Source organism: Rhizobium sp. WYJ-E13 (assembly GCF_018987265.1).
Lineage (GTDB): Bacteria > Pseudomonadota > Alphaproteobacteria > Rhizobiales > Rhizobiaceae > Rhizobium.
In genome coordinates this window covers 1,340,900-1,365,260 of the sequence record NZ_CP076854.1, presented here as the reverse complement: position 1 = coordinate 1,365,260, position 24,361 = coordinate 1,340,900, and the positions used below count along the sequence as shown (strand labels likewise).

The 24,361-nt window shown below is 59.8% G+C and carries 24 protein-coding genes; 13 read left to right on the top strand and 11 right to left on the bottom strand.

All coding sequences use genetic code 11. From position 1 onward, the window contains the following. Positions 1 to 7: 7 nt before the first annotated feature. Both pcaC and pcaD read right to left on the bottom strand, forming a co-directional pair. Entirely contained in the window at positions 8 to 406 is a 399-nt protein-coding gene (gene pcaC / locus KQ933_RS27790) for a 4-carboxymuconolactone decarboxylase (protein ID WP_216759214.1), read from the bottom strand. Positions 407 to 426: 20 nt separating this feature from the next. Beyond that, positions 427 to 1,206 (bottom strand): 3-oxoadipate enol-lactonase, encoded by a 780-nt coding sequence (gene pcaD, locus KQ933_RS27785; protein WP_216759213.1) that lies wholly within the window; start codon positions 1,204 to 1,206, stop codon positions 427 to 429. A gap of 93 nt (positions 1,207 to 1,299) precedes the next feature. On the opposite strand from pcaD, the gene pcaQ reads away from it, so the two are divergent. From pcaQ to KQ933_RS27760, 5 genes are all read left to right on the top strand, one after another. Next, positions 1,300 to 2,238 (top strand): pca operon transcription factor PcaQ, encoded by a 939-nt coding sequence (gene pcaQ, locus KQ933_RS27780; protein ID WP_216759212.1) that lies wholly within the window; start codon positions 1,300 to 1,302, stop codon positions 2,236 to 2,238. 66 nt (positions 2,239 to 2,304) lie between these two features. After that, positions 2,305 to 3,198, top strand: a complete 894-nt coding sequence (locus tag KQ933_RS27775) for an NAD(P)-dependent oxidoreductase (protein ID WP_216759211.1) — start codon at positions 2,305 to 2,307, stop codon at positions 3,196 to 3,198. 82 nt (positions 3,199 to 3,280) lie between these two features. Next, positions 3,281 to 3,958, top strand: a complete 678-nt coding sequence (locus KQ933_RS27770; protein WP_216759210.1) for a response regulator transcription factor — start codon at positions 3,281 to 3,283, stop codon at positions 3,956 to 3,958. Then, positions 3,955 to 5,325, top strand: a complete 1,371-nt coding sequence (locus tag KQ933_RS27765; RefSeq protein ID WP_216759209.1) for a HAMP domain-containing sensor histidine kinase — start codon at positions 3,955 to 3,957, stop codon at positions 5,323 to 5,325. The genes KQ933_RS27770 and KQ933_RS27765 overlap by 4 nt, the downstream gene beginning before the upstream one ends. Before the next feature lie 86 nt (positions 5,326 to 5,411). Continuing rightward, positions 5,412 to 5,981: a class I SAM-dependent methyltransferase gene (locus tag KQ933_RS27760; RefSeq protein WP_216759208.1), complete on the top strand. Its 570-nt coding sequence runs from the start codon at positions 5,412 to 5,414 to the stop codon at positions 5,979 to 5,981. A gap of 459 nt (positions 5,982 to 6,440) precedes the next feature. On the opposite strand, the gene KQ933_RS27755 is transcribed toward KQ933_RS27760, so the two are convergent. Beyond that, positions 6,441 to 7,196 (bottom strand): IclR family transcriptional regulator, encoded by a 756-nt coding sequence (locus tag KQ933_RS27755; protein ID WP_216759207.1) that lies wholly within the window; start codon positions 7,194 to 7,196, stop codon positions 6,441 to 6,443. A gap of 97 nt (positions 7,197 to 7,293) precedes the next feature. Next, on the bottom strand, positions 7,294 to 8,205 hold the full coding sequence (locus KQ933_RS27750; RefSeq protein ID WP_216759206.1) for an acetamidase/formamidase family protein: 912 nt from the start codon (positions 8,203 to 8,205) through the stop codon (positions 7,294 to 7,296). A gap of 173 nt (positions 8,206 to 8,378) precedes the next feature. Here KQ933_RS27750 and KQ933_RS27745 point away from each other — a divergent pair, with 173 nt between their 5' ends. After that, a complete protein-coding gene (locus KQ933_RS27745; RefSeq protein ID WP_253958354.1) occupies positions 8,379 to 8,801 on the top strand; it encodes a YbaN family protein in 423 nt (140 codons plus the stop codon). Positions 8,802 to 9,510: 709 nt separating this feature from the next. Here the strand turns inward: KQ933_RS27745 and KQ933_RS27740 are convergent. Beyond that, a complete protein-coding gene (locus KQ933_RS27740) occupies positions 9,511 to 9,738 on the bottom strand; it encodes a hypothetical protein (protein ID WP_216759204.1) in 228 nt (75 codons plus the stop codon). Positions 9,739 to 10,491: 753 nt separating this feature from the next. On the opposite strand from KQ933_RS27740, the gene KQ933_RS27735 reads away from it, so the two are divergent. The 6 genes from KQ933_RS27735 (at position 10,492) to KQ933_RS27710 (ending at position 17,370) form a co-directional block, all read left to right on the top strand. Beyond that, on the top strand, positions 10,492 to 11,199 hold the full coding sequence (locus KQ933_RS27735) for a 3-oxoacid CoA-transferase subunit A (protein WP_216759203.1): 708 nt from the start codon (positions 10,492 to 10,494) through the stop codon (positions 11,197 to 11,199). Then, complete coding sequence (locus KQ933_RS27730; RefSeq protein WP_216759202.1) at positions 11,196 to 11,885, top strand: CoA transferase subunit B; 690 nt, start codon at positions 11,196 to 11,198, stop codon at positions 11,883 to 11,885. The genes KQ933_RS27735 and KQ933_RS27730 overlap by 4 nt, the downstream gene beginning before the upstream one ends. 10 nt (positions 11,886 to 11,895) lie before the next feature. After that, on the top strand, positions 11,896 to 13,098 hold the full coding sequence (gene pcaF, locus KQ933_RS27725) for a 3-oxoadipyl-CoA thiolase (protein ID WP_216759201.1): 1,203 nt from the start codon (positions 11,896 to 11,898) through the stop codon (positions 13,096 to 13,098). Between the two features lie 211 nt (positions 13,099 to 13,309). Next, the gene (locus KQ933_RS27720) at positions 13,310 to 14,104 is read left to right on the top strand and encodes an SDR family NAD(P)-dependent oxidoreductase (RefSeq protein ID WP_216759200.1); all 795 of its coding nucleotides are present in this window, start codon (positions 13,310 to 13,312) and stop codon (positions 14,102 to 14,104) included. A gap of 81 nt (positions 14,105 to 14,185) precedes the next feature. Continuing rightward, positions 14,186 to 16,342, top strand: a complete 2,157-nt coding sequence (gene glgX / locus KQ933_RS27715) for a glycogen debranching protein GlgX (protein ID WP_216759199.1) — start codon at positions 14,186 to 14,188, stop codon at positions 16,340 to 16,342. 17 nt (positions 16,343 to 16,359) lie between these two features. Beyond that, positions 16,360 to 17,370, top strand: a complete 1,011-nt coding sequence (locus tag KQ933_RS27710; protein ID WP_216759198.1) for a DNA topoisomerase IB — start codon at positions 16,360 to 16,362, stop codon at positions 17,368 to 17,370. Between the two features lie 141 nt (positions 17,371 to 17,511). On the opposite strand, the gene KQ933_RS27705 is transcribed toward KQ933_RS27710, so the two are convergent. From KQ933_RS27705 to KQ933_RS27685, 5 genes are all read right to left on the bottom strand, one after another. Beyond that, positions 17,512 to 18,882, bottom strand: a complete 1,371-nt coding sequence (locus KQ933_RS27705) for an IS1182 family transposase (protein WP_216755122.1) — start codon at positions 18,880 to 18,882, stop codon at positions 17,512 to 17,514. Positions 18,883 to 18,985: 103 nt separating this feature from the next. Next, a complete protein-coding gene (locus KQ933_RS27700; protein WP_216759197.1) occupies positions 18,986 to 19,546 on the bottom strand; it encodes a type 1 glutamine amidotransferase domain-containing protein in 561 nt (186 codons plus the stop codon). Positions 19,547 to 19,637: 91 nt separating this feature from the next. Next, positions 19,638 to 20,372 (bottom strand): glutathione S-transferase, encoded by a 735-nt coding sequence (locus tag KQ933_RS27695; RefSeq protein ID WP_216759196.1) that lies wholly within the window; start codon positions 20,370 to 20,372, stop codon positions 19,638 to 19,640. Between the two features lie 13 nt (positions 20,373 to 20,385). Further along, a complete protein-coding gene (locus KQ933_RS27690; RefSeq protein WP_216759195.1) occupies positions 20,386 to 20,676 on the bottom strand; it encodes a DUF3175 domain-containing protein in 291 nt (96 codons plus the stop codon). A 59-nt stretch (positions 20,677 to 20,735) separates the two neighbouring features. Then, complete coding sequence (locus KQ933_RS27685; RefSeq protein WP_216759194.1) at positions 20,736 to 21,050, bottom strand: plasmid stabilization protein; 315 nt, start codon at positions 21,048 to 21,050, stop codon at positions 20,736 to 20,738. A 154-nt stretch (positions 21,051 to 21,204) separates the two neighbouring features. Between KQ933_RS27685 and KQ933_RS27680 the strand changes: the two genes are divergently transcribed. Continuing rightward, on the top strand, positions 21,205 to 21,555 hold the full coding sequence (locus KQ933_RS27680) for a hypothetical protein (protein WP_216759193.1): 351 nt from the start codon (positions 21,205 to 21,207) through the stop codon (positions 21,553 to 21,555). Here KQ933_RS27680 and KQ933_RS27675 read toward each other — a convergent pair. Next, a complete protein-coding gene (locus KQ933_RS27675) occupies positions 21,552 to 24,269 on the bottom strand; it encodes a response regulator (protein ID WP_216759192.1) in 2,718 nt (905 codons plus the stop codon). The genes KQ933_RS27680 and KQ933_RS27675 overlap by 4 nt on opposite strands. Between the last annotated feature and the right edge of the window lie 92 nt (positions 24,270 to 24,361).

Below are 24,361 nucleotides of genomic sequence, written 5' to 3'. Positions count from 1 at the left end.
CTCCCCCTCAGGCTGCCTTGCCGGCGTCCATCTGCTCGAAAACCTGTTTTGCGATCTTGATCGCATGATTAGCCGCCGGCACACCGGCATAGATTGCCACATGCAGCAGCGCCTCGCGAATATCCTCCCGGGAGGCACCGGTATTGGCGGTGGCGCGGACATGCATCGCCACCTCTTCATCCTGGCCAAGGGCTGCAAGCAGCGCGATCGTGATCATCGAGCGCTCGCGTTTCGTCAGCTCCGGCCGGGACCAGACATGGCCCCAGGCGGCTTCCGTGATCAGTTCCTGGAACGGCTTGTCGAATTCCGTCGCAGTGGCTTGCGCACGGTCGACATGGGCATCGCCGAGAACGGAACGGCGGGTCGCCATGCCCTGATGATAGCGTTCGGACGCGATGTCGCTCATGGGCTCTTGTCTCCAATGGATCAGAGGAACGCGCGGATGATTGCGGTGAGCGCCTCCGGCTGCTCGACCGGCGGAATATGGGCGCAGTCCTTGATGACCTCGTAGCGCGCGTTAGGGATCAGCTTTGCTGTCGAGAGCACCAGATCCGGCGGCGTCGAACCATCCTGATCACCAACGACGCAAATGGTTGGTGCTTTGATCTTGGCCGCAGCCTCGGTAAAATCGGCGTCACGGATCGCAGCGCATGTGGCGACATAACCTTCCACCGGCTGGCGGATCAGCATGTTGCAGTAGCCGGCATAGGCGATGTTTTCAGGTCGGCGGAACGCCGGCGTGAACCAGCGCTCCATGACCATGTCGACGATGCTGGCAATGCCGCTCTTCTCGACGGCGGCGATACGGCTGTCCCAGCTCTCGGCCGTGCCGATCTTGTGGGCGGTATCGCAAAGGATCAGCGCCTTCACCAGATCCGGGCGGCGCTGGTAGAGCGACTGGGCGATCAGGCCACCGACCGAGAGACCGCAGATGACGGCATCCTTGACCGAAAGCAGATCAAGCAGGCCGGCGAGATCGGTGGCATGGTCCTCCATGGCGTAGGGCACCTGGCCGACATCGGAAAGCCCATGGCCGCGCATGTCATAGAGGATGATGGCAAAATCGCCGGCAAGACGCACGACCACATCGCGCCAGATGCGGAAGTCCGTGCCGAGCGAATTGGCAAAGACGATAACCGGCCTGTCAGCCGGCGCGCCGATGAGCTGGTAATGGATCGTGACGTCGTTGATACTGGCGAACTGCACTTTAAATCTCCTCCATGTTCAATTTGATGAGTTGAACCGGTTAAGTAAAATGATATTTTCCAGCTTTCCGATAACCCGTGAGTTATGAAAGCAATGATCGATAGCCGCATCAAGTTTCGTCATCTGCAGACTTTTGTCGAGGTGGCGCGGCAGAAGAGCGTCATGAAGGCGGCCGAACTTCTGCATGTCAGTCAGCCGGCAGTGACGAAGACGATCCGCGAGCTGGAGCAGGCGCTCGGCGTCGGGGTCTTCGAGCGGGAAGGACGCGGCATCCGCATCACCCGGTACGGCGAGGTCTTCCTGCGCCATGCAGGTGCTGCGCTGACAGCACTCCGGCAGGGGTTCGATTCCGTCTCGCAGGAGCAGTTCGGCGATGCCCCGCCGATCCGTATCGGCGCTCTGCCGACGGTCTCGACACGCATCATGCCGCGGGCGATGGACCTGTTTCTGAAGGAAAATACCTGGAGCCGGGTGAAGATCGTCACCGGCGACAATACCGTGCTTCTGGAGCAGCTGCGTGTTGGTGATCTCGATCTTGTCGTCGGTCGTCTCGCGGGAGCGGAAAGGATGGCAGGCTTTTCCTTCGAGCATCTCTATTCCGAACAGGTGGTCTTTGCCGTACGCCCCGGCCACCCTCTGCTCGGCACCAGAAAATCGCTCTTTGCCGAACTCGGCCGCTATACGCTGCTAATGCCGACCCGCGGTTCGATCATCCGGCCGGTGGTCGAGAATTTCCTGATCACCAACGGTGTCGCCAGTCTGCCGAACCAGATCGAAACGGTTTCCGATGCCTTCGGCCGTGCCTTCGTGCGCGACAGCGACGCGATCTGGATCATTTCCAATGGTGTGGTGGCGCGCGATATCGCCGATGGCGTGCTGGCCGCCCTGCCGATCGAAACGGGCGAGACGAAGGGACCGGTGGGACTGACGATGCGTACCGACTCCATTCCTTCGCTTCCGCTGTCGATCCTCATGCAGACGATCCGCGAGGCGGCACTGGAGATTTCCGGCCAGCCTGCGCCTGAGCACTAACCTTCAAGACAAACATCTCGTTTGCTCGTAAACTTCCCGCTTCGGACACCCAGAGAGGCGGCGACAATGAAAACGGGCTTCATCGGTCTCGGCGTGATGGGCACGCCGATGGCACTCAATCTCGTACGGGCAGGCACCAATCTCATCGTCTGGAACCGTTCGCCGAAAAGCGCGGAGACGCTGCGAGCGGGCGGCGCCGAGGTGGCAGCCGATGTCGACGAGGTGTTCGGCAAGGCAAGCACCGTGATCCTCATGCTTGCGACGGACGTGGTGATCGATACGGTTCTCGGGCGCGGCACGCCAGCCTTTGCGGAACGGGTTTCCAGGCATGTCGTCATCCATATGGGTACGACGACACCGGCCTATTCGAAAGCGCTGGAAGCGGATATCCAAGCGGCGGGCGGTCGTTATGTCGAGGCGCCCGTTTCGGGTTCGCGCCGACCGGCGGAGGAGGGGCAGCTCGTGGCAATGCTGGCGGGAGAGGCGGATATTGTCGAAAAGGTCCGTCCACTGTTGGCGCCCATGTGCCGGGAGGCGGTCGTCTGCGGTGCGGTGCCGAATGCGCTTCTGATGAAGCTTGCCGTCAATATCTTCCTGATCACTTCGGTGACGGGGCTTGTGGAGGCCGCCCATTTCGCAGATCGGCAAGGGCTGGACATGGCGCTTTTCAAGGCCGTGGTCGATGCCGGCCAGATGGCGAGCGGCATATCGCGCATCAAGAGCGGCAAGTTGGTGGAACGCGATTTCTCCGTTCAGGCGGCGATATCGGACGTGTTGAAAAACAACCGGCTGGTGGCCGAAGCGGCCCGTCAGGCGGGCATCGCCTCGCCGCTGCTCGATGCTTGCCACGCGCTTTATGCCGAAACCGAAAGCCTGGGTTTCGGCCGTGAAGACATGGCGGCTGTCACCCGTGCTCTTGAAGCGCGGACCGAGGCGCTTGGCCTGCCTTTCGGCGATTGAACGTCAGGGCGCTCTGGCAATTTTCGTCATGCTGACGCAATCTTGCCTGTGCAGAGAGCGGCTTTTGAAGTTGGACGGTTAGATGCGCGTCTTGCTGGCGGAAGATGAACCGGAAATGGCCGCTGTGCTTGTCGCGGCGCTTCGCAACAACAATATCATCACGGACCACGTTTCTACCATCGAGGCGGCCGAGGAGGCCGTGCGGTTGAACAGTTATGATGCCCTGCTGCTCGACCGCAGCCTGCCTGACGGCGACGGGCTGGAACTGATCGCCGGAGCCCGCCGCATCCAGCCGGCCGTTCCCGTCATCATGCTGACGGCGCGCGGCGATCTGAAAGACCGGATCGAGGGGCTCGATCTCGGCGCCGACGATTATCTCGCCAAGCCCTTCGCCGTCGAGGAACTGATGGCGCGTTTGAGAGCGATCCTGCGCCGTCCGGGCAATATCGAGATCGAAAGCCTATGCCTCGGCCGGCTGCATTTCGACTTGCGCAATCGCGAGGCACGTGTCGGCGATGTGGCGCTCGAATTGCCGCGCCGCGAATTGCTGGTGCTGGAAGCGCTGATGCGCCGCGCCGGCCGCACCGTGGAGCGCTCCAGCCTCGAGGAGGCGGTCTACGGCATGGATGACGAGATCCAGTCCAATGCGCTCGATGCGCATGTCTCGCGCGTGCGTCGCAAGCTTGATGCGGCATGTGCCGGGGTCGAGATCCATACGATCCGTGGGGTGGGTTATCTGATCCGGCAGGCCCGGCCATGAAGAAGATGAAGTTCTATTCGCTGAAATGGCGGCTGATCCGTCGGCTGGTGGCGCTGCAGGCAGCAACCCTGGTGCTGATCGCGATCGCCTTTGCCTTCGTCTTCTGGATCTCGGGCATGAGCGGGATTTTCGCTCCCGACGAGCATGCAATCGATGCGGTGACGGACTCGATCGCCTGGAATCCCGATGGTTCGATGCGCATCGCCAGCACGGACGCACTGGACTACCAGCGCGATAAGGCAGCCGATTTCTGGTTCCTGGTGCGTGATCAGCAGGGACACATGCTGACCGACGGGAATGTGCCGGCGCAATATTTCGCCATTGCGAACTCGGGTACGGATATCGCCGAGGCGCGTTTCAACGGGGATGAGGACAACCCGGCGACAATTGCCGCACGCCTGCAAAAGGTGAAGACCAGTCACGGTGATCTCCTCGTTATCGTCGGACGTCAGGGCAGTCTTTCGGCCGGCAAACTTCTGGTCGTCTTCGTGGCGATCGCCTCCGGCGTCGTGCTGCCGGTCATCTTGCTGACAGGCCTGATAACACTGGCGGTCACGCCCTTCGTTGCGCGCGGCATCCACCGCGGATTGAATGAGGTGGCGCAGGCTGCACAGGGCATCGATGGCACCACACGAGGCTATCGCCTGCCGCTCGAGAACGTGCCGGAGGAAGTCGCGCCACTGGTGATCGCCATGAACGAGACCCTGCAGCGCCTCGACGACGATCACAACAAGCAGCGGCGTTTCATGCTGGCCGCCGCCCATGAATTGCGCACGCCAATCGCCATATTGCAGAACCGGCTGGAAACCATGCCGCCGACCGAAGCAACCAACCGGCTGCTGGAGGATGTCGCACGTCTTTCGACGCTGGCCCAGCAGTTGCTCGACCTGCAGCGGCTCAATCAGGAGCCGGTGCCGGATCGCTCCGTCGACCTTGCGACGGTCGCCAGACGGCAGGCCGCAGAACTTGCGCCGCTGATCATCGCCGCCGGCTATCAGGCCAATTTCGAGCTGCGCTCGATGCCCGAACGCATTCTCGGCGACGAGACCGCGCTGGAGCGGGCACTCGCCAATCTGGTGCAGAATGCCATCCAGCATGGCGGCAGGAGCGGCACGATCACCATCGCCGTGGAGCGCCCCGCACAGATTTCCGTCAGCGATGAAGGCCGCGGTATCGCGCCTGAGGACCGGGAGCGGATTTTCGAGCCCTTCCAGCGCGCCAACGGGCGCAGCCAGGGCATCGGGCTCGGCCTCCACCTCGTGCGCGAGATCGTCAAGCTGCACCGCGGGCGCGTATGGGTGTCGGATGCGGAGGGTGGCGGCGCGAGCTTCAACATGAGCTTCGAGCCGACGGTCCAGACTGCATGAATCTTTCCGATGCTGCGAGTGCACGTCATGCTCGCATCATTTGAAAGGGGAATACCGGAATTGGATAATCGATGCCGGAGACCCGCATGCAACAGCCGCCACTGGCCGCCTTCTTTGGTGCGCTTCTCGCCGAGCCCAGGAAAATCGGCGCGATCGTGCCCTCGGGAGGGCGGCTGGCGCGGTTGATGACCAGCGAGATCGGGCCTTCGGCCGGCAAGGTGCTGGAGCTTGGCCCCGGCACCGGGGTTTTCACCGAGGCGCTTCTCAAACGCGGCCTACCGGCGCGAGACCTGACCCTGGTGGAGCTCGAAACCCGCTTCATCGCTCCACTGCGGCAGCGCTATCCTGACGTGACGATCCTCCAGCGAGACGCGTGCGAGCTTTCTGCCTGCAGGGCCGAGCTCGGGCCGCAGGCGGCAATCGTCAGCGGCCTGCCTTTTCGCAACATGCCCATCGAGGTCATCACCGCCATCGTCGTCGGCGGCTTCAGCCTGCTGGGACGTGGCGGCGCCTTCTACCAGTTCACCTACGGCCAATCCTGTTCCGTTCCACCAGATGTGCTTGCGGAATTGGGCCTGCGGGCGGAGAGGCTCGGCCGGGTGCGCCTGAATATTCCGCCCGCCAGCGTCTTTCGCATTTCGCGCCGGCCGGAGTGACGGCTCACCGCTTTGCCGAATTTCGTAAGCGCTGCCCTGCATCTGCAAAATTCGTAAGCGCGCTTGCCGAACAAAATCAGCACCTTAACGACCGCGCTTACGAACTTACGAAATTTCGGCCTGTCTCAAACTCTCATGGGTATGGCCAACAGCCCCGGAATACCGGCTGTCGCCTCACCTGAGTTCACCATTGTCTTCGTAAGTCCGTAAGTGAAGAAACAAGTCATTGAAACCATTATTGAAATGCGCTTACGAAATTTGCGTAGGCAATCGTAAGCGCCGTAAGCAACTCCGCAGGCCGGCCAGCAACCCGAGCCGGCGCTTTCTTTTTCTCACGAGAAGCGGGGATAGTCGTGAGACGAGCGTGTCGCAATCTCTCAATTGCGCTCGCCACGCCTTCGGTTTTGTTCGACGCATGTCATTATCGCGAAACTGCTGCGCACTTTTGCGCGACATGCTTTAGCGCAGCACGGTGCGCAGTGTCGTTTGCGTTTCCTTGAGTAGCGGCAGGTAGCGCGCGACCATCTCGGCCGCCGGCACATGGGCGGCCGGTGCGCCGATATTGATCGCGGCTACGGTCTGACCGCGATCGTTCTCGACCGGTACGGCGATGGAGCAGAGGCCGATTTCAAGCTCCTGGTCGATGAGAGCATAGCCCTGTGCGCGAACCTTGCGGAACTCGGCCATCAGTTCCCCAGGATCGGTCTTCGTGTTCGGCGTGTTCGCCTTCAGCTCGCTTCGCGAAAGAACCGTCCGTGCCTCGGCTTCAGGGAGGGCGGCAAGCAGCACGCGGCCCATCGAGGCGCAATAGGCGGGAAGTCGGCTGCCCGGCGTCAAGTTGATCGACATGACGCGACGCTGCGAGGCGCGGGCGATATAGACGATCTCGCTGCCGTCGAGCACCGAAGCGGATGCGCTCTGGCCCGCCTTCTCTGAGAGGGCATCGAGATGCGGTTGAATGAGCACCGGTAGCGGTGTCGCCTCCAGATAGGCATGCCCGAGCCGCAAGATCTTCGGTGTCAGCGTGAAGAACTTGCCATCGTAATCGGCGTAGCCGAGTTCGGCGAGCGTCAGCAGCGAGCGGCGCACTGTGGCGCGGTCGAGGCCGGTGCGCTTCGCCGCATCGGTGATGGATAGGCGGCGATGCAATTCACCGAAAGCTTCGATCACCTTGAGGCCGCGGGCAAAGCCGCTGACGAAATCGCTTTCGCGCATGGACTTGTGTGGCTCCTTGATAGTGGCTCAGAAGTTCTGTTGTCGGATCGATGATGGGTGAGGTCCCGATCGCAGCCCTTGTGCGGCCGGCAATTGCTCAGCGCGCCGGAAGCCATTTCTTCGCAACCCGGCAGGCGACCGTATAGGCGGGATCGAAGACGTTGCCGATATCGTAGCGGACCACCTGGCCGAGCAGATGGCTGGCCGCCACCTTCGTCAGACGGTAGTCCGCTACGAGCACGTTCAGCATCTCGGTCGTCGCATGCTGCAGAGCCTGATCCAGCGGTCTCGCGTTGCCGATGGTGATGATGTCATCGGCAATCTCGGCTCTCGGCCAGGACATTGACCTTGCCTTTTCTACGGTCAGCCGGACCGTGACCTCGAATGTCGTTTCGACGCCGGTGCCGACGATTTCGCCGTCACCCTGGACCGCATGGCAATCGCCGAGAAAGAACAACGCGCCGGGGGCAAAGACCGGAAACCAGATCGTCGCGCCTGGACCGAGCAAGCGATAGTCCATGTTTCCACCATACGCGCCGCTGGTCGCCGTTGAGATCGCCTGGCCGTGGCTCGGCGCAACGCCGAAACATCCGATCATCGGCGATAGCGGTAGGACGAGGTCTTCGATGCCGGCAACCTGCTCCTTCAGCTTCACCGTCATGGCTTGCCGGTCGATGTCCCACAACGTCTTTTCGGATCTCGGAAGATCGCGAGCCGCCTCGGGGTCGATGACATTTGCCGCCAGCACACTGCGAGTGAAGCCCATGTCCCGCGTCGGTTTCATGTCCATAATCTCGACCTTGAGGGCATCTCCGGGTTCGGCACCTTCAACCAAGATCGGCCCATTCATAGGATTTGGACCATGCGCCCGCTGGACCTCATTCTCGTCGTGGCCCCCTGCATCGAGCGTGCGGGTTACGACCGTATCGCCGCTCATGATTTTCAAAGCAGGAGGCAAGGTGCCGATAACGTTGTAAAAGGCAGTCGCGACGAAATCGTGGGTCGTCATGGTAGAGGTTCCGCTCAGATGTTTGGAATGTGTTGCGCAAGGTGGTCGTGTGGTTCGGCGAACTTACGCGTCAGCTGGGCAACCGTCGACGCCTAAATTGATGCTTCCGCGAATGGATGGCGAACAGGGCTTCGATTATTTCGGGGTCTGACGACCCGACAGGAGTGTGTGAATTGAGTGCTACGCCAGGTCCATCGCGCCCTTCGTTCCGACGGGCTGTCTACCTTTGCCTTGGTCTGTTGATGGTTGGCCTTGGAATTGTCGGCGCCATTCTGCCGCTCATGCCGACGACGATCTTCCTGATCCTGGCCGCATGGTTCTTCAGCCGGTCATCTCCGCGCCTGGAGGCCTATCTGATGAACAGTCGATTTGGCGGCCCGCTGCGTGACTGGCGCGAGAGTGGCGCGATTTCCCGGAAGTCCAAGAGCTTAGCCTTGATGGGGATGGCGGCGGGATACGCAATATTCCTCGTTACCTCCAAGCCATCTGTCCCGCTCGTAATCATTGTCGGTGCGCTGATCCTGGCCTGCGCCGCCTATGTCGCTTCGCGTCCGGGTTCTGCCACTCGCAACGAGCCGGATGAACGTAATGGTTAATCTGCTTTGCCGACAAGAGGCCTTTACAACGAATGCAAAGTCAAATTATACGGCCCGCTCACTATCGCTCCGACACCCCAGCATTCCCACTCGAGCACCATGCCAAAAACCCATAAGCACAAGTTCCTGCGGGAACAGTATCGACGCATGCTTGCGTCCGATCACCACATCGATCCACGCTGGCGCGACAGTTTTGACGCGTTCCTGACAGATATCGACCATCTTGCGCCGAACACCGGAAGCCGTCGAATTATTGGTCGAAGGAACCTAAAGCTCGGATTTGTACCCGGAAATGTGGAGTGGCATTGGGAAAGCACGACACTGCCGGCATCGCGGGAAAGCAAAGGACGTTAAGCCTGACAGTGCAAAGCGGTGAAAACAGCCGAACCATGGGCTTCACATGGCAAGCGTGTCCGGCATTTTCTTGAGCGCTTTCTTTTCTGCTGTTCCCCCGTCTACACCGGGATCGCGTTATTGGGCATTTGAGATTTTCGCCGGGAAGGTGTAAAATGAAGCTGTGCGCCATTGGAAGTGGAGTGAGAAGTGCAGGTGCGTTTCTCCTCCCCGAACCGTACGGACACCTTTCAGCTGACCCTTTCCTTGGGTATCGTCATTACGGCGGACATGCGTCCGTGCGCCCCTCACTTGCGAATGATCCGATGCCCAAGAAAGACAAAGCCAGCGGGATTGCGCACAATACGCGCTCTTGTTAGCCGCGTGGACGGGTCCTCGGCTTTCGGGATTTGGCGAGTTCATGGGAGGCGCAAATAGCCGAGCGGCGAATGCTATCAATGGCGTCCAGGATTTTAAGCATCTGGCTGGCCTCGTGACGGGGCATGCCTGACAGTTCGACGCCGTCGAGATTCGCCACGATCTGCGTCTCTTCGTCAATAACGGACCAGGTTTCGTCTTCGGTTTGCATGCTGTGATGGGCCATAACCGCCTCACGGGAGGTGCACATTATTGGCATGAAACAGTCAATCCGAGGGAACCGCAATTCGGCAAAACGAGGTACCGGTGTCGGCGCTTTCCGATCCCCCTTTGTCGGTACGCTATATCCGAAGACAACGTTCTCGCTGCCAAAAGTGCTACGAGGCATCCTCCAAGCCTGATCGAGGCTGCGGATCGTAGGTAGCTGCGGTAATGAATTTGCCGTGCGGTTGTATCAACGGCAGGTTAGAATGTGGTTTCCTGCACCAACCACCAAACTGGGAGAAATCCGAGAGCAATAGCCGCCAACCATACGGACGCGAACTTGATCAGGTAGCGCCTGCGTGCCTTGGCCTCGTCCCATTCGTAATACATCGCTGCCTACTCCCCTCCCAGCCGCGGAAATTGAACCATTGAGCGCTCCATGAGTCGAGTGCGGAAATGCAACACTGAAATAGCGAAAGACTTGGATGAAGGGCACTCTCGTCTGACCGCTGTCTAGCCTCCAGTTACCTGGGCAAGCGCACCGGAGACCTCCTACAGCTTGCTTCCGCTTCGCTGCCAAGGTTTTTGCCATTTCTTCCGCCCGTTCCATTTGATCAATTTTCACCAATACTGCGCATTCGAACATAGGCTCATTTGTGCGGTATGTAAACAAATATAAAATAACGCACAAAATTCTTGCCGTCCGGGTGGCTCTCGCTTTATGCCTTGCTCATTGGGGCACGAGGAAGCCCCAGCCGGCAAGGAGAGATCCAGCATGGACAAGACAATCGGGAGGGCGGCGGATGCCGTCTCCGAAATCGGCGATGGCGCCACCGTGATGATCGGTGGCTTCGGTGGCTCGGGTGCGCCGATCGAGCTCATTCACGCCCTGATCGACAAAGGGCCGAAAAATCTCACGGTCATCAACAACAATGCCGGCAATGGCCGCATCGGCATCGCCGCAATGATCGATGCCGGCATGGTCAGGAAGATGGTCTGCTCCTTCCCGCGCTCGTCCGATCCACGTGCCTTCACCGACAGGTATCTTGCAGGGCAAATCGAACTGGAGCTGGTGCCGCAGGGCACGCTCGCCGAACGAATCCGCGCCGGCGGAGCCGGCATCCCGGCCTTCTATACGCCGACGGGTTACGGGACCGAGCTTGCCGAAGGCAAGGCCATCGCCGAATTCGATGGCCGCCACTACGTGCAGGAACGCTGGCTGAAGGCCGACTTCGCGATCGTCAAGGCGCAGGTCGGTGATGTCCACGGCAACCTCACCTACAACAAGGCCGGCCGCAACTTTAACCCATTGATGTGCATGGCAGCTGCCAAGACGATCGCGCAGGTCTCGACGATCGTGCCGGCCGGTGGCATCGATCCCGAACATGTCGTCACACCCGGCATCTTCGTCGATCGCGTCGTCGAGATCGCCAATCCGCAACAGGAAGAAGAGCTTATTCGAGCCGGGGTGGCCTACATATGACCGTCGACACCAGAGAAGATATCAAGCTCTCCAACGCACAGATCGCCTGGCGGGCAGCGCAGGACATCGCCGACGGTGCCTATGTGAACCTCGGCATCGGCTTTCCGGAGATGGTTGCGCGCTATCAGCCGCCGGGCCGACAGGCGATCTTCCACACGGAAAACGGCATCCTCAATTTCGGCGAGGCGCCGCCTTCAGGTGAGGAGGACTGGGATCTCATCAATGCCGGCAAGAAGGCGGTGACGCTGAAGCCGGGTGCGGCTTTCTTCCACCACGCAGACAGTTTTGCCATGGTACGCGGCGGTCATCTCGATGTCGCGATCCTCGGTGCCTATCAGGTTGCCCAGAACGGCGATCTCGCCAACTGGCGCGTCGGCGCCAAGGGCGTGCCGGCGGTCGGTGGTGCGATGGATCTGGTGCACGGCGCCAAACAGGTCTGCGTCATCACCGAGCATGTCACCAAGAACGGCGAGCCGAAGCTGGTCGATAAATGCAGCTTCCCGCTGACGGGAGTGGCTTGCATCACCCGCATCTATACGAGCCACGCAGTCATCGACATCGAGGACGGGCGTTTCGTGCTGCGCGAGAAGCTTGCCGGGATGTCCGTCGAAGAACTGCAGGCCATGACCGGCGCGCAGCTTCATATCGAGGGGCCGGTTGGCGACCTCGTCGTTCCCGAACTTTGAGGACAAGTCCATGACCGAAGCCTTTATCTGCGATTATATCCGCACGCCGATCGGCCGTTATGGCGGCTCGCTCTCCTCCGTGCGTGCCGACGATCTCGGCGCCATTCCGCTAAAGGCGCTGATGGCGAAGAATGCGTCCGTCGATTGGCAGGCCGTCGATGACGTGATCTTCGGCTGCGCCAATCAGGCGGGCGAGGACAACAGAAACGTCGCGCGCATGTCGCTGCTGCTCGCCGGCCTGCCGGTCTCTGTGCCGGGCACGACGATCAACCGGCTCTGCGGATCGGGCATGGACGCCGTCATTACCGCAGCGCGCGCCGTCCGATCAGGCGAGGCCGAACTGATGATCGCCGGCGGCGTGGAAAGCATGTCGCGCGCGCCTTTCGTGATGCCGAAGGCGGATACTGCTTTTTCGCGTGCTGCCGAAATCCATGACACGACGATCGGCTGGCGTTTCGTCAATCCGCTGATGAAGAAGCAGTACGGCGTCGATTCCATGCCGGAAACAGGTGAGAACGTTGCCGAGGATTACAAGGTCAGCCGTGAGGACCAGGACGCCTTTGCCGTGCGTTCGCAGGCGAAGGCTGCGGCCTCTCAGGCAAGCGGCAGACTGGCCAAGGAAATCACGTCGGTGACCATCCCCCAACGCAAGGGCGATCCTATCATCGTCGAGAAAGACGAACATCCACGTGCGACCAGCATGGAAGCGCTCGCCAAGCTGCCGACACCTTTCCGTCAGGGCGGTACGGTGACAGCCGGTAATGCCTCGGGCGTCAATGACGGAGCGGCTGCCCTCATCATCGCGTCGGAAGCGGCTGCCAAAAAATACGGCCTGACGCCGATTGCACGTATTCTCGGCGGTGCGGCCGGGGCCGTCCCGCCGCGCGTCATGGGCATTGGACCTGTCCCGGCTTCCCGCAAGCTGATGGCGCGGCTTGCCATGAAGCAGGAACAGTTCGATGTGATCGAGCTCAACGAGGCCTTCGCCAGCCAGGGACTTGCTGTTCTGCGCGAACTCGGCATTGCCGATGACGATCAGCGCGTAAACCGCAATGGCGGCGCAATCGCGCTCGGCCATCCGCTCGGCATGTCGGGTGCCCGCATCACCGGCACCGCGGCACTGGAGCTTGTTGAAACCGGCGGTCGCTATTCGCTGTCGACAATGTGCATCGGCGTCGGCCAGGGGATTGCTGTGGCGCTCGAACGGGTCTGAGAGCGGCCTATTCGACGATCGACTGCATCCTGATTGCGCTGCGTCGGGCCGAGACTACGGCCTGCCGGTCATGTGTCAACGGCGGCACTGGTACCGCAATCGTACCGATCTCGCTCTTTCGTGCATTGCCCTTCGCCAATCTCCCCTGCTAAGACTGGTGCATATCACGTCATCACCTATGTTCTTGGTTTTTCGGGAGGCTATCGTCGCCATGGCAGATCTTGCTCAATTGCTTGCATCCATCAAAATTCCCGATCTTGCCGGCAAGGCCGTGCTGATTACGGGCGCTTCCACCGGCATCGGTGCGGCCGTTGCGCGCGCCTTTGCTGCGCAGGGCGCCAAGGTCGGCGTACACTACAATTCAAGCCGTGAACCGGCCGAAAAGCTTGCCGAGGAAATCAAGGCTGCCGGCGGCACGGTGCATCTGGTGCATGGTGACGTATCGAAGGAGGGCGAAACGGAACGCGTCGTCGAAGAGACGGCCAAGACCTTCGGCCATCTGGACGGTCTCATCAACAATGCCGGCGGCATGCTCGGCCGCAAGCCGACCGCAGAATATACCGACGAGCATTATGAGAAGGTCATGAACCTCAATGCCCGCTCGGTGCTGGCGGCTACACGTGCTGCTCATCCCTGGCTGAAGAAGCAGGGCGGCTTCATCATCAACACGACTTCGATTGCAGCGCGCAACGGCGGCGGCAACGGCGCCATCCTCTATGCGGCGTCCAAGGGTTTCGTCTCGACGATGACCCATGGCCATGCCAAGGAATTCGTTGCCGACAAGATCCGCGTCAATGCAGTTGCGCCTGGGGTCATCGCGACACCCTTCCATGAGCGCTATACGAATGACGAGCAGATGGAAATACAGCGCAAATCGATCCCGATGGGTTTCGTCGGCACGCCGGAGGACTGTGTGGGTGCCTATCTTTTCCTCGCCTCGCCGACGCTTTCCGGCTACATCACGGGTCAGATCATCGAGGTCAATGGTGGCCAGCTGATGCCCTGATGGGGCCGGAAAGATCGTAGTATACGGAACTTTCGCACTGCAACGACGTTTCCCGCTTGCCATTCATCAAGTGGGGGCGTCATGAGCTTTTCCTTTTCCGAACTCGACTTCCTGAAACCGGAGCTGGGGGCGGAATATACCGGCACAGGCACGCATTTCGCGGTTTTTTCCGCTCATGCCGAGCAGATTGAACTCTGCCTCTTTTCTCCCGACGGTAAGAAGGAAGTCGCCCGGCTGCCGCTGCCGAAGCGAGAAGGCGACATCTGGTCGGGCTATATTGCCGGCATCGGCCCGGGTACGGTCTATGGGTATCGCGCCCATGGCCCTTACGATCCGAAGAATGGGCATCGGTTCAATCCGAACAAGCTGCTGCTTGATCCCTATGCCAAGCAGGTGCTCGGCGATCTCCAATGGGACGATGCGCTCTATGGCTATACGATTGGCAAGGACGACCTTTCCTTCGATGAGCGTGACAGCGCGCCTTACATGGTCAAGGGCGTCGTTCAGGATCCGGATTTCGACTGGGCGGGTGAAGAAGCAATACGGCGGCCTTGGCCGGAGACGATTATCTACGAGGCGCACGTTCGCGGACTGACGATGCTGCATCCCAAAGTGCCCGACAGGCTGCGTGGCACCTTTCTCGGCATGTGTAGCGATCCAATCATCGATCATCTCGTCAAACTCGGCATTTCCGCGATCGAGCTGTTGCCGATCCAGTTCTTCCCCAACGACCGCTATCTCGAAGAGAAGAAGCTGACGAATTACTGGGGTTATCAGACGCTCGGTTTCTTCGCACCGCAGGCGCGCTATCTCTCGGGCGACAAGATCACCGAGATCAAGACCATGGTGAAGAGGTTTCATGCGGCCGGCATCGAAGTCATCATGGACGTCGTCTATAACCACACGGCCGAGGGCAGCGAGAAGGGGCCGACGATGTCTTTCCGCGGTCTCGACAATGCCAGCTACTACATCCTTTCGCCTGACGATCCGCGCCACACATTCGATACGACGGGTACCGGCAATACGCTGAACGTCGCCAACCCGATGGTGATGCGCATGGTGCTCGACAGCCTGCGCTATTGGGTCGGCGTCATGCATATCGACGGTTTCCGCTTCGATCTCGCCAGCACGCTTGGCCGCCAGGATCTGGAATTCGACCGGCAGGGCCTGTTCTTCGGCGCGATCCGCCAGGATCCGATCCTTGCCGGCGTGAAGCTGATTGCCGAGCCTTGGGATGTCGGTGCCGGCGGCTATCAGGTCGGCGGTTTCCCGCATCCCTTCCGGGAATGGAACGACAAGTTTCGCGATGATGTACGCCGCTTCTGGAAGGGCGACGGCGGCATGGTGTCGGAACTCGCCCAGCGCATTACCGGCTCCGCAGTGCAGTTCAACCATTCGGATCGCGGCGCGACGTCGTCGGTCAACCTCCTGTCGGCCCATGACGGGTTCACGTTGATGGACACGGTTTCCTTCAACGACAAGCACAATGAGGCAAACGGCGAGGATAACAGAGACGGCCATTCGGACAATCATTCCGACAATATGGGTGCCGAAGGCGCGAGTGATAACGAAGACATCAATAGGCTGCGTGCGCGCCGACGCCGCAACATGATGGCAACATTGATGCTCTCTCAGGGCGTGCCGATGATCCTTGCCGGCGATGAGGTTGGCAACAGTCAGGGCGGCAACAACAACGCCTACTGTCAGGACAATGAGATCGGCTGGACGAAATGGGACGGTCTCGATGATCCGTTCCTCGACTTTTGCCGCAAAGCGGTTGCCTTCCGTAAGGCGCATCCGGTGCTGAGGCAGGAGCGCTTTCTGACCGGCGACAGTTCCGAGGACGGCCGCATCGAAATCGCCTGGTACAAGCCGGATGCCAATTTCATGGACGATGGCGCCTGGAACGATGATGGGCTGCAAGTGCTCGGCGTCTATCTTTCGAAGAGTGCGCATTCCCCCGATACCGAGGAGATGGACGATCTCTATCTGGTCTTCAACGCCGGCGGCGATTGCGAGGTACGTTTGCCGGAGGTCAACGGCCTGAAGCACTGGGCGCGTGTCCTCGATACCGGCGCAGAGGAGGATGCTTTCAAGCTCCATGAGCAGGAGGGTCCCGTCATGGTTTATGCCCAAAGCATTGCAGTCTTTGCGCCGAAGGGGCAGACCAAACCGCCAAAAGACGCAAGCAAGGCGGAGCGCCGCAGATGGTTCCACTTCGGTCGGCGGAGCAGGTGACGGATTCATAACAAGCAATGAATGCCGACGTCATCACCGAGCTTGGCCTGATCTATGTCAGCGATACCGAACCGGGTATTCGCAGACGACGAAAGGGCAAGGGCTTCAGCTATACGTTGCCGGACGGGAAAACACTGGCCGACGAAATCCAGCGGGCGCGCATCCGCGCGCTCGGCTTGCCACCAGCCTACGAAAATGTGTGGATCTGCATTGACGAGAACGGTCATCTGCAGGCGACGGGCTATGATGCGCGTGGCCGCAAACAGTACCGCTACCACAAGGATTGGCAATCTTTCCGAAGTGCCGGCAAGTTTTATCAGCTGATCGAGTTCGGCCGGGCGCTCCCGAAGATCCGGCGAACGGTCCTGCATCATCTCGATACCGGCGCGGAAGATATCAACGGCGTGCTTGCGGCGCTGACGATACTGCTGGACGAAGCGCATCTGCGCGTCGGCAACCAGGCCTATGTCAAGGAAAACGGCACCTATGGTGCAACGACGCTGCTCAAGCGCCATCTGAAGATCGTCGATGGCCGTATAGAGCTGAAGTTCCGCGCCAAGGGCGGCAAGCGCGTACAACGCAGCCTTAAACATCCACGCCTGCAGAAAATCCTGGAGGAGATATCGGACCTTCCAGGCAGGCAGCTCTTCGTCTGGAAGGATGAGACCGGCGCGCTGAAGCCGATCGATTCCGGTCGGCTGAATGCCTATCTTGCTGATATCTCGGGTATTGCAATCTCTGCCAAGACCTTCCGGACATGGGCAGGTTCGCTCGCCGCCTTCGATGCGGTCCGAAGTGCCGTGTCGGAAGGACGACGGCCGACCGTCAAGGAAATGTCGGAAGCGGCGGCCGAAGTCCTGCATAATACGCCGGCGATCTCGCGCTCCAGCTACATCCATCCGGAGATTATCGCACTTTCGGCTACAGACGAGACGCTGGAGGAGGGGAATACCGAGCCCTTGCGGGGGCTTCGGGCGAATGAGAACCGCATGCTGGATTTCCTGACGCGTCGCGCCGTTCCCGAGTGAAAAAAGAGCCCGCGGTTTGATACCGCGGGCTCAGACCGCTGACAAACCCGTCGATTTTGTCGGCGGTTTTTTGTCGGAACGCCCGGTGAAGTGACGTTTTGCCGATGAGGTTGGTCTGATGAGAATTACGGCTGTCTGGCCTTATCCCCAGGCTGGCTTTGGGGTCTTGGTCAGCGCTATGGTGATCTTCTTGATGTTCTGGGCGGCAGCGGCCAGCAGGCATTGGCAGCGGACTCTGACGAGGCCTCGGAAGCGGGCGTAGCGGTGGCCGTGAAGTTGTTTGGCGTCGGCAAAGGAACGTTCGACGGTCTCTTTTCGCCGCTTATAGATTGCCTTGCCCCAGGGTGTCTTTCTGTTGGCATCTGTTCGTTCTCGGGCGTCTTGCCAGACATGGCGGGTGATGGTGCGCTCAGCCTTGGCATTGGACGTGCAGGAGGCAAGCAGCGGGCAGTTTCGGCAGATGGCAGGATCGGAGCGGTAGTGCTTGTAGCCGTTGCGGTCGGTGGTGGCATAGGTCAGCAACTGGCCCTCGGGGCAGCGATAGCCGTCCGTCTCGGGCTCGAACACGAACTTCGATTTGCGCATCATCCCGTCCTTGGGTGGGGTGGGATTGCGATAGCCGGTGACGCCGAGGATTTTTCTGTCCTCCAGTCCCTTGGCGATGCCTGATGTCGCATAGCCGGCATCGAGCCCGACCGCGCCGACATGCAAGTCGAAGCGGTCGCGCTGCCGGTCCAGCCGCTCCAGGTAGACGATCGAGTCATGCACATTGGCCGGCGTCACATGCGTGTCGGTGATGATGGCATGGCGACCATCGACGGTCCGATGATCGAGATAAAAGAAGCCCTTGGGCTTGCCGTCGCGCACCATGTAGCCGCTTTCAGGGTCGGTGCGGCTGACCTTGGTTTCCTTCACCTCGGGCTCGCGCGCCTTCTCCTTCAGCGGCTTCTGGCCATGCGCGGCCCGTTCGGCCTCGATCGCCCGGTCAAGATCGGCCCAGTAATCGGCCCGCGATTTCTGGAGCATCTCAAGATCATATTTGCCCTTGTTGGCATTGGCCTTCAGATGCGTGGAATCCGTATACAGTACCGTGCCGTCGACCAGGCCGTGCCGGATCGCCTGCTTCACGATCGCATCGAAGATGTCCTGGACCACGGACGTATCGTTGAAGCGGCGGCGACGGTTTTGCGACAGCGTCGAGGCATCGAAGACCGGCTCAGTCAGCTTCATCCGAAGGAACCAGCGATAGGCGACATTGACCTCGATCTCGCGCACCAACTGCCGCTCCGAGCGAACCCCGAACAGGTAGCCGATGAACAGAGCCTTGAACATTAAGGTAGGATCGAGCGGCGGACGCCCGTTGTCGGCGCAGTAGAGCCCGGCAACACGATCATGGATGAAGGAAAAGTCGATCACCGCATCGATCTTGCGAAGCAGGTGATCCTTCGGCACCAGGCTGTCGAGCGTCACCATCTCGAGAGCCGTTTGTTCGGGAGCAGGTTTCTTCAACATGTCCCAGTGAATCACAAACCCCTGGCTGTGGCCAGGGGTTTGTCAGCAGTCTGAAGCCCGCGGTTTGATACCGCGGGCTTCAAGTTTAACGGGAGGGTATGCGTCAGGCGGCACGCTTCTCGTGGCGCCCTTCCTCGACCTCTTCGACAATCTTGGCGACGAAAGCCTCAAGATCGTCAGGCGAGCGGGACGTGATAATCCCCTCGTCCGTGACGACTTTCTCATCCTTCCAGATAGCCCCGGCATTTATTAGATCGGTCTTGATCGACCAATAGGAGGTCGCTTGACGGCCGCGAAGGGCGTCCACCTCCACCAGGAGCCAGGGTGCATGACAGATCGCAGCAACGACTTTGCCTGATTTGAAGAATTCGCTGACGACTGTCAGGGCGCTGTCGTCAATGCGCAGTTTGTCCGGATTGATCTGCCCGCCCGGCAGCACCAGGGCATCAAAATCCTCGACCCTGACGTCCTTGGCCTGAAGGTCGACGGGAACGGTATCGCCCCAGTCGGTCTTGTTCCAGCTCTTGATCTCGCCCTCTTTGATGGACGCGATCTTCACGGTGGCGCCACGTTTTTTCAGTTCTTCGAACGGTACACGCAATTCAGAGCGCTCATAGCCATCAGTTGCTAGGATCAGGATTTTTGCGGATTTGATGGAAGGCATGGCCTCAACTTCCTTCGGTTCGAATTCGGGGTGCTTACAAAGAACAGGTGTCACGATTAAACGTTCCCGAAAAATCGAAACGAAAACAGGTTCAGGACACATCCATGTCGAGTTCCGGATAATGGCGAAAAATTCCCTGCGTGTTGAAAGGCAGGCGCCGGTCGGATTTCAGGTAGCGGGCTATGTTGGGGCGCTCCTCGACGCTGTCATGGAGGGCGGCAAGCAGCGGGTATTTGCTGCGATAGCGGCTCATCGCTTTTGGGAAGGCATAGACGAGACCTTCGATAATCTGGAAAAGCGACAGATCTACATAAGTCAGCGCGTCGCCGACAATATATTGGCTGCTCTTTGGATTCTGTTGCCGCACACGTTCGAAATAACCGAGAAATTTCGGGATACGTTCTTTGATGAAACTGGCCGAACGGGCCTTCGCTTCTTCCTTCTGATCCTCGTAATAGAGCGAGGTGGCGATCGGGTGATGCGTGTCATGCACCTCGGCCACGAAATCGGTAATGGTGAGCTGCAACCCGTTTACGACATAGCGCATCCCTTCGTCATCAGGCGCCAGTCGGAGTTTAGGGCCGAGGTAGAGAAGAATGTTGGCGACATGCGGAATAATGAGATCGCCATCCTTCAGGAAGGGTGGGGCGAAGGGAATATGCGCTTCGCTGCTGCTCTGCATGATGGCTAACATTGCGCCGGTGCCGCGTCCGCGGTCGGACTGGCGGGTGATGTCAATATAGTCGGCACCGGCTTCCTCAAGCGCCAGCCGCACGAATTCTCCACGGCCCTGGATGCCGTCCCAATAATAAAGCTCGTAAGTCATTTACCCTCGTGATTCAGTGCCTGGTTTCTCGGCCGAAATCCTTACGAAGCTCGTCCTTCGCCTTTTCAAGTGTGCCCTTTTGCTTCTTCGTCAACTGGTCTCCGGCGCGGTTGATGTAGAAATTCAGCATCGACATGGCCGAGCGAAAGGGGCTCGATTTGCGGCGATCGCTGCCCTCGGCCGAATGCTTGAGGGAACTGGCGATCTTCTTCGGATTGTGGGATTTGAAGACGCCTCCCTCAATGTCCATGGCGTCGCTGTTTTCGGTCACATCCTGCGACCACTTTTTCTTCTTCTTCGCCATTGCAAGTTCCTTTCCAGAACGTTGCAGGCCTAACGCCTGCAAAGATTGGTGACAAACCGTCAGTGATGGGCGTGATGTTCGTTGCGCTTGCGGGTTGCAGCCGCCTTCTTGGCCGATGCCGAGCGCTCTTCCTTCGACCGGGATGCAGAGGCGCGCCCGCCGACCCGGCCACCCTTCTCCGAGGATTCATGGCTATCCTTCTTGCCGCGTCCCGATCCCGATTTATTGCCGCCGCCGCTCTCCTTGTTGACCGTTGCCCAGGCCCGACGTTCGGCCTCCTGATGGGAAACGCCGCGATCCTCATAGCCTTCCTCAATGTGTTCGGCTTTTCTCTTCTGTTTGTTGGAATATGCGGATTTGTCGCCTCTTGGCATGGCTGCCTCCTTTGTTTCGATTGAGGTTCAACCGCCGGCTTTTCTAAAAGTTCCTGGATTTTCGGCTTGACGGCGAAAAACAGAAATTCGGAACAAAAGCGGCAATTGCCCGGTTTCGATACCACCCCTGCGGACCCCGAAAAGGAGCAGAGAGATGGAAAAGTACCTTCTGAAAGCAGATGCTCAGGGCAAGATCGATGTAAACGGGCAGCTTTCGCCTGTCGGCTACAGCCTTAGTGTCAAAGAGGGGATGGACCATTCGTTTGAGATCAGCATCCGGTTGCTGGCGCCACGCGACTGGCTGTTGAGGAGGGGCTTTGAAAAGGACGCCGTGCTGATCAGTCAGAGCGGCACGCGCATTCCGATCTATCATGATGGCGAGCGACTTCATGTTGGTGACAATCTGTCGATCGAACTTTCGGCGCGTGATGACAGCTGCCTAAGTCGCGAGCATCTATTTCGAAAATATCCCGAACTTGATGGTTCCCAGGTGGCTCGGGTTTAGGCGATAGGGCGCTGTTGCGCGGCGGTTTTCACCGCGTGATCGAGCGCTACGCTGGTGAACGGTTTCGGTAGGAGAACGGAGCCGGAAAAACGGTTTGCATCCGGCGGGTTGCTGTTACCGGTCGCAAAGACAAGGCCGACAGAAGGGAATGCCTCGCGTGCGAGGGCTGCGAAGGCTGGGCCGGACATGCCCGGCAGGCCGACATCGGCAACGATGATGTCTATATCCGTCGTGCGCAGGAGTTCGACGCCCTGTTCGCCGCTGTCGGCTGCGATCACGTCATAGCCGAGATCCTGTAGGATTTCTGCAGTATCCATGCGGATGAAGGCATCATCCTCGACCAGCAAAAGCTTCAGCCTGGCCTGGACGATATCACGCGGCTGTGGGCTGCCCGGCAGCGGCACCGGATTGGTCTGGCGGCGTTGCGCCTGATTGACGAGGACGTGGCGGACTTTCCGCGCCAAGGCCTCCCGCGTATAGGGCTTGGAGAGGAGCTCCAGGCCAGGATCGAGCCGGCCGCCATGAACGATCGAATTTTCGGTATAGCCTGACGTATAAAGTACGGCGACATTGGGCAGGCGCTCGCGGGCCATGCGGGCGAGCTCCGGGCTCTTCAGCGGACCGGGCATGACGACGTCTGTAAAGAGCAGGTCGATATGCGCGCCACTCTCGATCACGGTCAACGCGCTCTGAGCGTCCTTGGCCTTCAGCACGTAATAGCCGAGATCGGTCAGCATCTCGACGACCGTCGAGCGCACACCTTCATCATCCTCGGCGACTAGAATCGTCTCGGTGCCGCCGGTTGTGGGAATATTGTCGCCAGTTGCGATTCGATCCTCGCTCCGGAGTGAGCGGGGGAGATAAAGCTTCACCGTCGTTCCTTCGCCGGTCTCGCTGTAGATCTTCACATGGCCACCAGACTGCTTGACGAAACCGTAGACCATGGAAAGGCCGAGCCCGGTGCCCTTGCCCTCCGGTTTGGTGGAGAAGAACGGTTCGAAAGCCTGCTCGATGATCTCGGGTGCCATGCCTGACCCGGTGTCGGTAACGGCGAGCACCACATATTGGCCGGCTGCGACCTCCGGATGAGTGCGGCTGTAGGAATCGTCGAGAAAGGCATTGCCAACTTCGATCGTGAGCTTGCCGGCGCCATCCATCGCATCGCGTGAATTGATGGCAAGGTTGAGCAGCGCATTCTCGATCTGGATCGGATCGGCGAAGGTGTTCCAGAGACCGCCGGAGACCATGGTCTCCACGTCGATCTCCTCGCCGAGCGCGCGGCGCAGCATGTCGTCCATCGCCGAGACGAGGCGGCCGATATTGATCACCTTCGGCTCCAGCGGTTGGCGGCGCCCGAAGGCGAGAAGCTGACTGGCGAGACGCGATCCACGCTCGACGGCGGAGAGCGCATTGGAGATGCGTTCCTTGGCCCGGCCGTTATTCGTCACGTCCTTGCCGAGAAGCTGCAGGTTGCCGGATATGACCTGCAGCAGATTGTTGAAGTCGTGCGCCACCCCGCCGGTCAATTTGCCGATCGATTCCATCTTTTGCGCCTGCTGCAAGGCTGCTTCGGCCTGCTGGCGTTCGAGGATTTCGGCGGCGACACGTACCTCAAGCGTTTCGTTCAGCTTGCGGAGCTTATCCTCTGCCTCGCGCCGCTGAGCGATTTCGACCTCGGCGGCGCGAATGAGCCGGGCGTTATCGATCGCGACGGCAGACTGGCCCGCAAGGCTGACGAGGCTTGCTTCCACCGCTTCCGAAAAGCGGGCGGGCTCGCTATGGCCGAAGAACAGCCCGCCAATCACACTGCCGTCGCGTGACTTGACCGGCACGGCGAGATAGCTGCGCACCGGAAGGTGGCCTTCCGGCATGCCGGAATGCGGTATATTCTGTCCGTAACGCGGATCGAGCAGGATATTGTCGGAGCGTACTACGCCCTCGCCATTGAAGGTCGGCGCAAAGACTTTGGTGTTGCGCGGCATCGGGAACCGGTCGAAATGTTTGCGATCGACACCCGACAGCGCATAGAGCATGTAACTGCCGCCTTCGCCATCGTCGACATTGTAGAAGAAGGCGCCGAATTCGGCGCCAGCCAGCGCCACGCCGGCATCGACGGCGATCTGCGTCAGGCGGTCGACATTGAGTTCTGCGGTGATCGCCGCGCCGGCGCGGTTGACGACGGCCAGTGTGGCGGATTTCTCCCGTGACTCGTCCAGCGCAGCGCGTTCGCGCCGCTTGGCGAGCACCTGATCCGTCACTTCCATGGTGGCGCAGAGAATGCCGGCGACCTTGCCGTCGTCGTCCCGCAACGGGGTGTAGGAGAAGGTGAACCAGGTATCTTCCGTCCGGCCCTCGCGTTGCATCGGAACGAGAAGTTCCTTGTAGAGCTGCGACTGGCCGTCAAGTGTTGCCTGCACGATTGGTTCGAACTGCGGCCAGATATCAGACCAGACCTGCTGGAAAGGTTTTCCAAGGGCATCAGGGTGCCGTTCTGGGAAGATCGCCACATAGGCGTCGTTATAGATGAAAGCGAGTTCGGGACCCCAGGCGACGAATTTCGGCTGGCGTGAATTGACGACCATTTCCGCGATATGTCGGAGTGAACTCGGCCATGCTTCAACTGACCCGATGCCGGCTGCGTTCAAACCTTTCCGGCGCAGCAAATTTCCGATTTCGCTGTTGCCTTCCGGCCAGCGGCCTCCAACCCGTCCCATTAAAAATCGCTTTCATTCCTTATGCGGCATCATCCGCGCCGGGTCTGCCGGTCCAGTCCACAAAATAGAGGCATCGGACATAAGGGAAAGGG

What these genes read in the sequence shown, in the direction of transcription:
- pcaC (WP_216759214.1), bottom strand. Translation starts at nt 406, where the DNA reads ATGAGCGACATCGCGTCCGAACGCTATCATCAGGGCATGGCGACCCGC.
- pcaQ (WP_216759212.1), top strand. Translation starts at nt 1,300, where the DNA reads ATGATCGATAGCCGCATCAAGTTTCGTCATCTGCAGACTTTTGTCGAG.
- KQ933_RS27775 (WP_216759211.1), top strand. Translation starts at nt 2,305, where the DNA reads ATGAAAACGGGCTTCATCGGTCTCGGCGTGATGGGCACGCCGATGGCA.
- KQ933_RS27770 (WP_216759210.1), top strand. Translation starts at nt 3,281, where the DNA reads ATGCGCGTCTTGCTGGCGGAAGATGAACCGGAAATGGCCGCTGTGCTT.
- KQ933_RS27765 (WP_216759209.1), top strand. Translation starts at nt 3,955, where the DNA reads ATGAAGAAGATGAAGTTCTATTCGCTGAAATGGCGGCTGATCCGTCGG.
- KQ933_RS27760 (WP_216759208.1), top strand. Translation starts at nt 5,412, where the DNA reads ATGCAACAGCCGCCACTGGCCGCCTTCTTTGGTGCGCTTCTCGCCGAG.
- KQ933_RS27755 (WP_216759207.1), bottom strand. Translation starts at nt 7,196, where the DNA reads ATGCGCGAAAGCGATTTCGTCAGCGGCTTTGCCCGCGGCCTCAAGGTG.
- KQ933_RS27750 (WP_216759206.1), bottom strand. Translation starts at nt 8,205, where the DNA reads ATGACGACCCACGATTTCGTCGCGACTGCCTTTTACAACGTTATCGGC.
- KQ933_RS27740 (WP_216759204.1), bottom strand. Translation starts at nt 9,738, where the DNA reads ATGGCCCATCACAGCATGCAAACCGAAGACGAAACCTGGTCCGTTATT.
- KQ933_RS27735 (WP_216759203.1), top strand. Translation starts at nt 10,492, where the DNA reads ATGGACAAGACAATCGGGAGGGCGGCGGATGCCGTCTCCGAAATCGGC.
- KQ933_RS27730 (WP_216759202.1), top strand. Translation starts at nt 11,196, where the DNA reads ATGACCGTCGACACCAGAGAAGATATCAAGCTCTCCAACGCACAGATC.
- pcaF (WP_216759201.1), top strand. Translation starts at nt 11,896, where the DNA reads ATGACCGAAGCCTTTATCTGCGATTATATCCGCACGCCGATCGGCCGT.
- KQ933_RS27720 (WP_216759200.1), top strand. Translation starts at nt 13,310, where the DNA reads ATGGCAGATCTTGCTCAATTGCTTGCATCCATCAAAATTCCCGATCTT.
- glgX (WP_216759199.1), top strand. Translation starts at nt 14,186, where the DNA reads ATGAGCTTTTCCTTTTCCGAACTCGACTTCCTGAAACCGGAGCTGGGG.
- KQ933_RS27710 (WP_216759198.1), top strand. Translation starts at nt 16,360, where the DNA reads ATGAATGCCGACGTCATCACCGAGCTTGGCCTGATCTATGTCAGCGAT.
- KQ933_RS27705 (WP_216755122.1), bottom strand. Translation starts at nt 18,882, where the DNA reads ATGTTGAAGAAACCTGCTCCCGAACAAACGGCTCTCGAGATGGTGACG.
- KQ933_RS27700 (WP_216759197.1), bottom strand. Translation starts at nt 19,546, where the DNA reads ATGCCTTCCATCAAATCCGCAAAAATCCTGATCCTAGCAACTGATGGC.
- KQ933_RS27695 (WP_216759196.1), bottom strand. Translation starts at nt 20,372, where the DNA reads ATGACTTACGAGCTTTATTATTGGGACGGCATCCAGGGCCGTGGAGAA.
- KQ933_RS27690 (WP_216759195.1), bottom strand. Translation starts at nt 20,676, where the DNA reads ATGGCGAAGAAGAAGAAAAAGTGGTCGCAGGATGTGACCGAAAACAGC.
- KQ933_RS27685 (WP_216759194.1), bottom strand. Translation starts at nt 21,050, where the DNA reads ATGCCAAGAGGCGACAAATCCGCATATTCCAACAAACAGAAGAGAAAA.
- KQ933_RS27680 (WP_216759193.1), top strand. Translation starts at nt 21,205, where the DNA reads ATGGAAAAGTACCTTCTGAAAGCAGATGCTCAGGGCAAGATCGATGTA.
- KQ933_RS27675 (WP_216759192.1), bottom strand. Translation starts at nt 24,269, where the DNA reads ATGGGACGGGTTGGAGGCCGCTGGCCGGAAGGCAACAGCGAAATCGGA.